Origin of the sequence: Sphingobium sp. RSMS, assembly GCF_005406185.4 — a bacterium.
GTDB classification, from domain to species: Bacteria; Pseudomonadota; Alphaproteobacteria; order Sphingomonadales; family Sphingomonadaceae; genus Sphingobium; species Sphingobium fuliginis.
Genome location: NZ_CM191257.1, coordinates 2623213 through 2633939 on the forward strand (window position 1 = coordinate 2623213; position 10727 = coordinate 2633939).

Annotated in this window: 9 protein-coding genes and 1 tRNA gene; 5 read left to right on the plus strand and 5 right to left on the minus strand. The window is 64.5% G+C overall.

Translation table 11 applies throughout. The features are described 5' to 3' along the window. Positions 1–27: 27 nt before the first annotated feature. From EGM87_RS12710 to EGM87_RS12720, 3 genes are read left to right on the plus strand one after another with little or no spacing between them, the layout of a single operon-like run. Entirely contained in the window at positions 28–666 is a 639-nt protein-coding gene (locus tag EGM87_RS12710; protein ID WP_137710216.1) for a hypothetical protein, read from the plus strand. Then, positions 663–1595 carry a HEPN domain-containing protein gene (locus EGM87_RS12715; protein ID WP_137710215.1) on the plus strand — a complete coding sequence of 311 codons (933 nt, stop codon included), beginning with the start codon at positions 663–665 and terminating at the stop codon, positions 1593–1595. Before EGM87_RS12710 ends, EGM87_RS12715 begins: the two co-directional genes overlap by 4 nt. Next, the gene (locus EGM87_RS12720) at positions 1579–2166 is read left to right on the plus strand and encodes a sigma factor-like helix-turn-helix DNA-binding protein (RefSeq protein WP_137710214.1); all 588 of its coding nucleotides are present in this window, start codon (positions 1579–1581) and stop codon (positions 2164–2166) included. Before EGM87_RS12715 ends, EGM87_RS12720 begins: the two co-directional genes overlap by 17 nt. On the opposite strand, the gene EGM87_RS12725 is transcribed toward EGM87_RS12720, so the two are convergent. Together EGM87_RS12725 and EGM87_RS12730 are read right to left on the minus strand one after the other, a co-directional pair. After that, positions 2159–2392: a conjugal transfer protein TraD gene (locus tag EGM87_RS12725; RefSeq protein WP_137710213.1), complete on the minus strand. Its 234-nt coding sequence runs from the start codon at positions 2390–2392 to the stop codon at positions 2159–2161. The two genes, EGM87_RS12720 and EGM87_RS12725, sit on opposite strands and share 8 nt — an antisense overlap. A 22-nt stretch (positions 2393–2414) precedes the next feature. Beyond that, positions 2415–2720 carry a conjugal transfer protein TraD gene (locus tag EGM87_RS12730; protein ID WP_137710212.1) on the minus strand — a complete coding sequence of 102 codons (306 nt, stop codon included), beginning with the start codon at positions 2718–2720 and terminating at the stop codon, positions 2415–2417. Positions 2721–2892: 172 nt separating this feature from the next. On the opposite strand from EGM87_RS12730, the gene traA reads away from it, so the two are divergent. Both traA and EGM87_RS12740 read left to right on the plus strand, forming a co-directional pair. Continuing rightward, a complete protein-coding gene (traA, locus tag EGM87_RS12735) occupies positions 2893–5826 on the plus strand; it encodes a Ti-type conjugative transfer relaxase TraA (protein WP_137710211.1) in 2934 nt (977 codons plus the stop codon). 17 nt (positions 5827–5843) lie between these two features. Continuing rightward, positions 5844–6596 carry a DUF6118 family protein gene (locus tag EGM87_RS12740; protein WP_137710210.1) on the plus strand — a complete coding sequence of 251 codons (753 nt, stop codon included), beginning with the start codon at positions 5844–5846 and terminating at the stop codon, positions 6594–6596. Positions 6597–6624: 28 nt separating this feature from the next. Here EGM87_RS12740 and EGM87_RS12745 read toward each other — a convergent pair whose 3' ends face one another. From EGM87_RS12745 to recJ, 3 genes are all read right to left on the minus strand, one after another. Then, positions 6625–7836 (minus strand): IS256 family transposase, encoded by a 1212-nt coding sequence (locus EGM87_RS12745; RefSeq protein WP_011950834.1) that lies wholly within the window; start codon positions 7834–7836, stop codon positions 6625–6627. Positions 7837–8642: 806 nt separating this feature from the next. Beyond that, a tRNA-Glu gene (locus tag EGM87_RS12750) sits at positions 8643–8718 on the minus strand. Between the two features lie 121 nt (positions 8719–8839). Further along, positions 8840–10606 carry a single-stranded-DNA-specific exonuclease RecJ gene (gene recJ / locus EGM87_RS12755; RefSeq protein WP_137710209.1) on the minus strand — a complete coding sequence of 589 codons (1767 nt, stop codon included), beginning with the start codon at positions 10604–10606 and terminating at the stop codon, positions 8840–8842. Between the last annotated feature and the right edge of the window lie 121 nt (positions 10607–10727).

Here is a 10727-nt window from a genome sequence, read left to right on the forward strand (position 1 = left end):
GGATGGCGAAATGAGGAAGGCAGGCCGATGACCTCACCCAATTTTCCTTCTGATGATTCGGTAGGCGGCCCATCGCGCCGCGCGCTGCTACGGGCACTGACGACCGCACCAATTGCGGTTACGTTGATCGCCTCGCCCTGGGGTGAGGCTCTGGCCGATCTTCACGACCATTATGGCGATTCACCCGCAACCCTCGTTCGGACCAAGGCGGGGCGAGGCCTGAGCCGCTTCCGCTATCACAATGCGGAGTCCTTTTATCAGGGACTGGAGCATGGCCTCTACGACAATGACTGCGGTGAGATGCTGTACCGGTCCGGCATTGTCGCGCAGCTCGCGCTGTCCTCACACTTGCTCGACGTTGGCTTTACCGACGAGTGGAACGCCCGTCATATCCGGCTGGACGTTGCCAAGTCGCTCGCCCATGCCAATACGACCGGCTTTGGGCATGATTGCCCCGACATGGCGCGGCTCGCGGCAATTCTTTCCCCCTATTGGAAATGGGGCCATGCCCATCGGATCGATGTACCGCGCCCGAACAATGGCGGGTTCACGGTGGGCGAGGTTCGCCGACTGCTGCGCGCCTTGCTCGACCGCGTCCATGACGTTACCGGCCATCGCCGCCCGAACGGTTGGCGTCGCGGACAACAGGAAGAAGCCCGGTCATGACGCCGTCCACCGACAGGGAGCAGCTTCCATGGCCGGTTCGGCAGGAACTGTGCCGCGTCACGGCGATGCTGTTCGAAGCCTTCGCCGAAAGCCTCAAGGGCAGATTGTCCGAACAATATCGTTCAGGCCGCATCCTTTCGCTGATCCTGCATGGCTCCCATGCGCGGTCCGATACGTGGAATATCGCGCCGGAGGATGCCTTCCATCTGCTGGCGATCGTCAATCATCCGAGGCTCGCAGGCAGGAAAGAGGATTGGCGGCTGGTGCGCGACCGCCTGCGCCGCGCATGGGAGTTTGGCGAGATTGCCCGCCCGGTGCGGCTGACCGTCCATAGCCTCGAACAGGTCAACAGTGCATTGGCCGAGGGTATTCCCCATTTCGTGGCCATCGCGGATGAGGGCATCCCGCTCTACGAGATGGAGGGTTTCCGGTTCGCATCACCGCGCCTGCTGACGATGCCGGAACGGCATGCGCGCGGACAAGCCGAGTTTGCCCGCTGGCATGATCGGGCGAGCGATTTCCTGCTGGGCGCGGCCTTCTACCGAAGCGAGGGCAATGCGCCCATGGCGGCGCTGTTGCTGCATCAGGCGTGCGAACATCTTTACCAGTGTGTCCTCTGGACGATCACCCTGCATGGTCCGCGCACCCATGCGCTGGATGAATTGCGCGAAAGGGCCGAGGCGCTCGAGCCGAGTCTGTCCATCGCATGGCCGCGCGCAACCTCGTTCGAACGCCGGGTCTTCGGCTGCATCCGCCGTGCTTATGTCGAGGTTCGCTATGGCCGCTTCTATCGCATCGGTTCCGACGAACTGGCATGGGCAATGGAACGCGTGGTGCTGCTGCACGACCTGACCGAACGGCTCTGCCGCGCGCGGCTGGACGATATGATCTCGGTTCATGGAGAGGCCTGTCATGACCGACGCGCCTGACCCCGAGGTCGAGCGGCTCGCCGCCTACAGGAAAGCCGTCGACCGCCTGCCGGTCCTGACGCGCGTCATATTCCTGCTCGTTCGTCTGGATGCCCTGTCCTATGATGAAATCGCCCGTCGATTGTCCATCGACGCGCAGGCAGTGGAATCGTGTCTCGTCGAGGCGCTCGGCATGATCCGCATCATGCTTGATGGGGCAGAACCCCGACGCCGGAACCATCCGCGCATCGCCCTTGCCGAGGCTGACCTGCATCGGCGCCATCGCGCCTATTGCGAGGAAGCTTTGTGGACATTGGGCATCGCCAGCCCAATCCCGTGGACCGATCATGGCGACGATGACCAAACCTTCATGCGGGTGATTGTCGCCGCCATGCCTCCCCGCGTCCATGACACCTTCATTCTCAATCGCGTCGAGCAACTGAGCTACGCGCAGATTGCGGAACGCATGGGAACGTTCCAATGGATCGTGCGGTATCGCATGCTCCGCGCCATTCGCCATATCATGCGAGGTCCGGATCGGTTCGAACAGTGGTTGCGCGATGTGGCCTCCGCACCTGCGACGATCAATTAGCCGATGGCTTCTCCGCCTCGAACGCGCGTTTGCCTTTGCGTTGCCACAGCGCCAGCGCGTTGCTCCGCTCTGGCCCCCGCAGCCTGTCGGCGACCGTCAGGAACGCGCCGTAGAGCGTCGCGCGATCATCGTCGGTCAGATCGACCAATCCGGCCTTGGTGACGAGGCCGCCCAGCTCGATCAGGTGCCGCGTGCGTTCGCGGCGCCTGATGGCGCATTCGCGCATGTCGGTTCGCGCCTTTCGTGCTTCAAGCCGATGTCCCGCCGCCTTCAAGCGGGAGAGTGCCGCTCGGGCCGCGATCAGGTCCGCTCGCAGGCTGGCGTTTCTCACCGAGAAAGAAGGCCGCGCCCGCCTTACGCCAGCCCTCCTTCGTGGCGGCGTCCTTCACAGTCGCTGCATAGAGCAGCGCTCCGGCCAACACATCGGCGTCGAGGACGTCGGCTCCGCAAGCCGTCACCAGTTCGCCAAGCTGGCGCACGCGGCGCTCCTTGAGCTGGCGTGCCTTGTCGGCCAGCGCCTTGATCTCCGAATCAAAATCACGGGGTTTGCGCATCGCAAAGTCTCCATTGAGTGATGATGGAGCGATGATAAGATAAACAGTACCGCCGCGCAGTAGAGTCGCCGGGACAGCCTGGCACTGCTCAGTCCGTTCCGAGAAAAATTCGAGAAGGGCGCGCTTATACGTCGTTCCGACGTGCGCTTCGCAGTAGTAAATGGATGTCGCTATGGCGATCTTCCATTTCTCCGTTCAGGTCATCGGGCACGCCAGCGGGCGCTCCGCCGTATCGGCGGCGGCCTATCGCGCGGGCGAACGCTTGCACGACGAGCGCCTTGATCGCGACCATGATTTCCGCGCCCGTGCTGGCGTCGAGCATAGCGAGATCATGTTGCCGGAAGGTGCGCCCGAACGTTTCTCGGACCGCGCTACCCTCTGGAACGAGGTCGAGGCCGTCGAGAAGCGCAAGGACGCGCAGCTGGCCCGCGAAATCGAGTTCGCCATCCCGCGCGAGATGACCAAGCCGCAGGGCATCGAACTGGCGCGGGATTTCGTGCAGGCCGAGTTTGTCGATCGCGGCATGATCGCCGATCTCAATGTGCATTGGGATATCGGCGCGGACGGACAACCCAAGCCCCATGCCCATGTCATGCTGACAATGCGGGCAGTCGGACCGGATGGCTTCGGGCAGAAGGTCCGCGAATGGAATGCCCAGGAGAATGTCGAGCAATGGCGCGAACGCTGGGCCGATCATGTCAACGCCCGCCTTGCCGAACTGGATATTGACATCAGGATCGATCACCGCAGCCTCGCCGATCAGGGCATCGACCTTGAACCGCAAACCAAGATCGGCGGTCCCGCGCATCGCATGGACGCGCACGGCCTTGAAGCCGACCGCGCCGAGATGCACCGCGAGATCGCGCGCGGCAATGGCGAACGCATCATCGCCAATCCCGCCATCGCGCTCGACGCCATCACGCACCAGCAAGCAACGTTCACCAACCGCGATATGGCGATGTTCATCCACAGGAATTCGGACGGGCAGGACCAGTTCAACGCCGCCATGCGCGCTGTGCGCGGTTCGCCAGACCTGATCGCGCTGGGCAAGGACGGGCGCGGCGAGGATCGGTTCACGTCGCGCGCAATGATCGAGGCCGAACAGCGGATGAGCCGAGTCGCAGAGTTGATGGCGCAGCGCGAGCGCCATCGCATCAGCGAGCGTGATCGGGAAGCGGCGTTGGAACATGCTGCCAAACACGGATTGGATCTTGGCGGCGAACAACGCGCGGCCTTCGACCATGTGACCGGCCGGCAAGGCTTGAGCGTGGTCGTCGGCTATGCCGGAACAGGCAAGAGCGCGATGCTGGGCGTGGCGCGCGAGGCATGGGAAGGTGCCGGGTTCAACGTGCGCGGCGCGGCGCTGGCGGGCATCGCTGCCGAGGGTCTGGAAAACGGTTCGGGCATTGCTTCCCGCACCATCGCCAGCATGGAACATGGCTGGAGTCAGGGGCGCGATCTTCTGACCGCCCGCGACGTGCTGGTGATCGATGAGGCCGGCATGGTCGGCACGCGCCAGATGGAGCGCGTGCTGTCCCATGCCGCCGAGGCCGGGGCCAGGGTCGTGCTTGTCGGCGACCCGGAGCAATTGCAATCGATCGAGGCGGGCGCGCCGTTCCGCGCGCTCCATGAACATCATGGCGGTGTCGAGATCACGCAGGTCCGTCGCCAGCATGAGGACTGGCAGAGGCAAGCCACCCGGCTCCTCGCCACCGGCAGGACCGGCGAGGCGATTGCCGCCTATGCCGACAAGGACATGGTGCATCAGGGCGAGACCCGCGAGCAGGCCCGCTACGAGCTGGTCGAGCGCTGGGACCGCGAACGGCTGGCCGATCCAAACGCCAGCCGCATCATCCTCACCCACACCAATGCCGAGGTGCGCGAACTCAACGACGCAGCGCGTGATCGGATGCGCATGGGCAACGAACTGGGTGACGATGTGTCGGTCAAGACCGAGCGTGGCGACCGACAATTCGCATCCGGGGACCGCATCATGTTCCTGCGCAACGAGCGCAGCCTGGAGGTCAAGAACGGGACGCTGGGCACGATCGAGAAGGTAAGCGACGGCCATATGGCGGTGCGCACGGATGACGGGCGCTCCGTCGCGTTCGACACCAAGGACTATCGCGACGTCGATCATGGCTATGCCGCCACGATCCACAAGGCGCAGGGCATGACGGTAGACCGCGCCCATGTTCTCGCCACGGCGGGGATGGATCGGCATGGTGCATATGTCAGTATGTCGCGGCACCGTGACGGCGTGGACCTCCATTATGGGCGGGACGACTTCAAGGACCAGTTCCGACTTGTCCGCACGCTTTCGCGCGAGCGCGGCAAGGACATGGCGACCGATTATGCGAAGGCGGACCCGGCCCGCGAGTTCGCGGAGCGGCGCGGCATCACGTTTCGCGAGCGCCTCGCGGAAATCGTCCGCGCGGGGGCAGAGAAAGCGCGCGGCATCTTCGACAATTTCCGGCCCAAAGCCGAGCGCCCAGAACAGGAGCGCCTCATTCAGCGCCAGCCCGAACAGGAATCGCAACCGGCACGCGCTGGCGGCGTGCGCAAGGCGGTGGAACGCTACGCCAAGGCGCTCGACGCGATCCATCAGACCCGCACGCAGGGGCTGGACGCCATGCCGCACCAGCGCGAGGCGCTGGAAAGGGCACGCGAGACGCTGAACGCGATCCGCCCGCAAGGCGCGTCCGACCTTGACAGCGCATTCAAGGGCAGCCCGGAGCTTTTACGCGAGGCCGCCGAGGGGCGCGGCCAGGCCGCCATGCGCGCCATGCAGTTGGAAACGGAAATCCGCATCGATCCATTTCAGCGCGCCGACCGGTTCGTGGAGAGCTGGCAGCAGTTGCAGCGGCAGCATGATGAGCTTGTCCGGGACGGCAATTTCCGGGGCGCGAAGAGTGCCGCGCAACAAATGGCCGGAATGGCGAAGAGCCTTGAGCGCGACGCCCAGCTTGAATCGGTGCTGGGCCTGCGTAGCCGCGAACTTGGGTTGGAGATCGGCCAGCAGATGGGCCGCAGCCTGTCCCGCGACCTCGCCGCCTCCATCCCCTTCGATCACGGACGCGAAATCAGCCGTGGCATGAGCCGCTAACCCAAGGAGACAACGACATGGACGACGAAGAACAATCGCTACTCGCCGGCCCCGACGCCGCTCCGCCTGACGCGGCGGCCGAGGCGTTCACGCGGCTGTCGGAGCGCGTGGCCGCGATGGAGGAACGGCTGGGCGGGCGCATAGCGATGATGACGCGTGCCCTTGAACATATCGCCATAGAGAAGCATAGCATCGAGATACCCGATTACAGCCCGACCCTCGCCAGGATGGGCGGACATCTGGCCAGCATCGCCGCACAGACGAAGGCGATGCAGGACGCGCCCGCCATGCGGTTGACCCCCGAGAGTATGGCCGCGCGGATCACCGAAATAGCGCAAGGCGCGCGGGAGGCGGACAGGGCAACCATCAGCAAATCGCTCGACCTCCACCGCCGCGCCCATGCGGATCTTGGCGAGGCCATCGGCAAGCTTCGCACAGGGGCGCAGCAGCGCTGGCACATGCTCTATACCGGCATCGGCACCGCGCTCGCCATATCACTCCTCTGGCTGGCCTATCCGGGTTGGGCAGCCAATATCGGCCCACAGGGCTGGCTCTGGCCCGAACGGGTCGCGCGCCGGACGATGGGCGAGGCATCTTTATGGGACGCGGGTATCCGCCTCATGCGTGCCGAGAACCCAGAAGGCTGGCAGGCAATCATCAATGCCGCCGATATGCGGCGGGAGAACCGTGCAACCATCGACGCATGCGAACGGACTGCTGCCAAGATAAAGAAGCCGGTGAAATGGGTCGCGTCCGTCAATGTGGTGTAGAATTGGGTGTGGCCAGCGGGCTGCATTTTCAGGCGGCCTTGGGTGTAATCTGTAGCGGCTGTGCCTCCTCGATCATTGGTGTAGCAAGGGCGGCCATGCCCTCGATCTGCATGTAGCGGTGCTGGAGCTGGTATTCGTCATTCTGCTCCAGCAGGACGGCGCCGACGAGGCGGATGATGCTATCCTCGTTCGGGAAGATGCCGACGACATCGGCGCGGCGCTTCACTTCCTTGTTCAGGCGTTCCAGTGGATTGGTGGAATGTAATTTGACGCGGTGCTGCTCGGGGAAGGTCATGTAGGCCAGCACGTCGTGCTCGGCATCGTCCATGCAGGCGCCGAGCTTTGGCCAGCGGGTACGCAACTGGTCGGCGACCTGGCGCCAGACCTGTGTCGCGGCGGCATGGTCGGGCTGGAGGAAGACCTGGCGGATGGCAGCGGCGACGACGGTGTTCTGGCCCTTGGGCACGTAGGCCAGGGCATTGCGCATGAAGTGGACGCGGCACCGCTGCCAGGTGGCGCTGAGCACGCGAGTGATCGCTGCCTTGAGGCCCTCGTGGGCATCGGAGATGACCAGCTTCACGCCGGTCAGTCCGCGGCGTGCGAGGTCCTTGAGGAAGCTCGACCAGAATGGCTCGGCTTCGGAGGGTCCAATGTGAAGGCCAACGATTTCGCGCTTGCCCTCGGTGTTGACGGCAACGGCTATTATCGCGGCGACACTGACGATCCGCCCGCCCTCGCGCACCTTGAGGTAGGTAGCATCGAGCCAGAGGTAGGGCCAGTCGCCGGTGAGCGGCCGCTTAAGGAAGGCATGGACACGTTCGTCGATATCCTTGCACAGCTTGGACACCGAGGATTTGGAGATGCCGGTCATGCCCATGGCCTGCACCAGCTCGTCGACACGCCGGGTGCTGACGCCGGCGATCCACGCCTCCTGGATCACCGCGACCAGCGCCTTCTCGACGGTCTTCCTGGGTTCCAGGAAGCCAGGGAAGTAGGCGCCGGTCCGTAGCTTGGGAATCCTCAGGTTGAGCGTGCCGAGCCGGGTATCGAGGCTGCGGTCGCGGTAGCCGTTCCGCCAGGTCGTCCGGTCGCCGGAGCGCTCGTGTCGGCTAGCGCCGACCAGGCCATCGACGTCGGCCTCCATGATGATCTGTAATACGCTCTCGGCGATCGTGCGCAGGAAATCTCCATCTCCAGTCTTCGCCATCAGCTCGGCAAGCGGTAGTCTGTCGTCGGTCATCGGGATCAACTCCTCGGTGGGCGTGTGAAGTGTGGTAACTCCACCTTACCGATGAGCCCGGTGGCCACCGAGATCGAAATCGCATGGGGTGGGGCATGCCCCACCCCATGCGATCATCTCAATCTACACCAGAAATTACACCACGAGCGCGGACGCTAACGTGAAATGCATAATCAGCGTCGGGAAAACTTAACCGGGTTGGGACCGCTCACCGTCCTATTTATTCTTTGTTTTCTGTATTCTGCGAGCTATCAGCTGTTCCAGCCGACCTCTGAATGCCCTATGCAGGCGGTAGCAAGGGGGCACGGTTCGGTCATTGATAACCTGCTGGTTCGGTTCGGATTGGGAAGCGGCATATCGGCCGCCGACCACTACCCGACATGTACCGACATCGAGAGAATGGTCGTAAGCCGAATTATTCCGCAACGATCACCAACAAAAATAGGCCCGCCAACTAACTCGCTGACGGGCCTAGAGGAAGTCTCTGTTGCCAGAGCCTTCGGGTCGCACTTGTCACGCTACGCCTGCTACAGTTGAGTCGGATTGGATAAAATCGCCATTAACCCTCATTGTCAGGCGGCGTTCCTTGCGTCGCCCGGCAAAATGTGGCTGGTCCAGTTACTGGCGGGTAACCATCAAAATGCGGGGCCGTCTGAATGGAAATTTTTTGGAGCAGGACTGAATCCGTCCCGTTATGTTCCGAAGCAAACCATCAGACCCCCGCGAAAAATGTGGGAACGCCTGTGGTATAGGATTTCATGATTTCTAAAATTATCACGCAAAATCAACGCGATAAATCGCTTGACTGGTGACCCCTACGGGAATCGAACCCGTGTTTCAGCCGTGAAAGGGCCGCGTCCTAGACCGCTAGACGAAGGGGCCACATGCAGGTCCGCTTGGGCGTCGCTGCGAAGCGAGGCGGGCATTAGGCGGTGGCTCCGGAACGGTCAACCCCCTTTTCGTCATGAAAAGAGCGCGGGGCGAAAATTTGCCGATCCGCTTCTCAATCGGCCCAGGCGGCGTCCTCCAGATGCAGTTCGGCGGCAGGACGGGGGCCCCAATCGTCGATCTTCGCGCGGCCCGCTATCCACAGGCGCCGGTCGCGCGGCGCGCCGAGAATGGCCTGGCCCAGATCGGATTCCGCCTGGCGGAAGGCGATGGTCTTGATCGACCGGCCATCGTCGCCCGCCATGATCGCGCGCAAATGGCCGTTGCCGACGACATCGGCCTTGACCACCCGCATCGGGCCGGAGGCGATGAGCGGCGCAGGCCACCCCGCCCCATAGGGACCGCCGGCGTCGATGGCGGCGACGAAATCCGGATTGACCCCCGCAGGCGCCAGCACGGCGTCGATCAGCAGCGCCCGGTCGTCCCGCGCCCTGGCGACCGCGTTGGCGAGCCGTTCGTCGAGGAAGTCGGCCAGCGCATCCACCTTGTCCGCCGCGACCGTCAGGCCCGCCGCCATGGCATGACCACCACCCGCGACCAGCAGGCCGCTGTCCTTCGCCGCCAGGATCGCCGCGCCCAGATCGACGCCGGAGATGGAGCGGCCCGACCCCTTGCCGACGCCTTCCTCATCCAGGGCGACGACGATGGCGGGGCGCCCCGCCTTCTCCTTGATGCGCCCGGCGACGATGCCGATCACGCCGGGATGCCAACCCGCGCCCGAAACCAGCGCCACCGCCCGATTGCCCTGCGCCGCGAGCAGTTCCTCCGCCTCCGCCTGCACCGCCGCCTCTATGGCGCGGCGTTCCTCATTGAGCCGGTCCAGCTCCTGCGCGATCTTCGCCGCTTCCGCCGGATCTTCGGTGATCAGCAGCCGCACCCCCAGATCCGCCTTGCCCACGCGCCCGCCCGCATTGATGCGCGGGCCAAGCGCGAAGCCCAGATCGTGGCACAGCGGCGCGCGCGTCAGGCGGCTGGCGTCGATCAGGGCGGAAAGGCCGATATTGCGCCGCTTCGCCATGATCTTCAGCCCCTGCGCGACGAAGGCGCGGTTGAGGCCCTTCAGTTGCGCCACATCCGCCACCGTGCCCAGCGCGACGATGTCGAGCAGTTCCATCAAGGGCGGCTCGGCACGCCGGTCGAACCAGCCGCGTCTGCGCAGCGCGCGGATCAATGCCGCACCGAGCAGGAAGGCCACGCCCACGGCCGCCAGATGACCGTGCGCCGCCGCTTCCTCCGCTTCGTCCAGGCGGTTGGGGTTCACCAGCGCCAGCGCTTCGGGCAGGGCGGCGGCGCATTTATGATGGTCGACCACCACGACATCGACTCCTGCCGCCTTCGCCATGGCGAGCGCCTCGAACGCCTGCGCGCCGCAATCCACCGTGACGATGAGCGTCGCCCCCTCGCCCGCCAGCCGCACCAGCGCCTCGCCGGAGGGGCCGTATCCCTCCATCAGCCGATCGGGAATATAGGGCCGCGCCGCCAGCCCCAGATCGCGCAGCAGGCGTATCAGCAGCGCCGCGCTGGTCGCGCCGTCGACATCATAATCGCCGAAGATGCGCACATCCTCCCCGCGCACCACCGCATCGGCCAGCCGTTCGGCGGCGGCGTCCATGTCTCGGAACAGGCTGGGGTCGGGCATGAAATGGCGGATGGTGGGGTTGCGGTGCGCCTCCACCGCCTCACGCGGGCAACCGCGCGCCAGCAGCAATTGCGTGACCAGATCGTCGGGCCGATAACCGGGATCGCGCCCGTCGCCATTGCCCCCGCGCCACCGCCAGGGTTGGCCAAGGATAGAGCGGGTGATGTTGAGCGCGATGGTCATGCCGCCGGTCTAGACCGGTTGGGATTCGGAGGGAAGCACCTGCCTTCATGACGCAGGCGGAACCGAAGCAACCGCTTGCGCGTATTGGCTGTTCGCGCCCTGCACGGGCGAAGGACAAAAG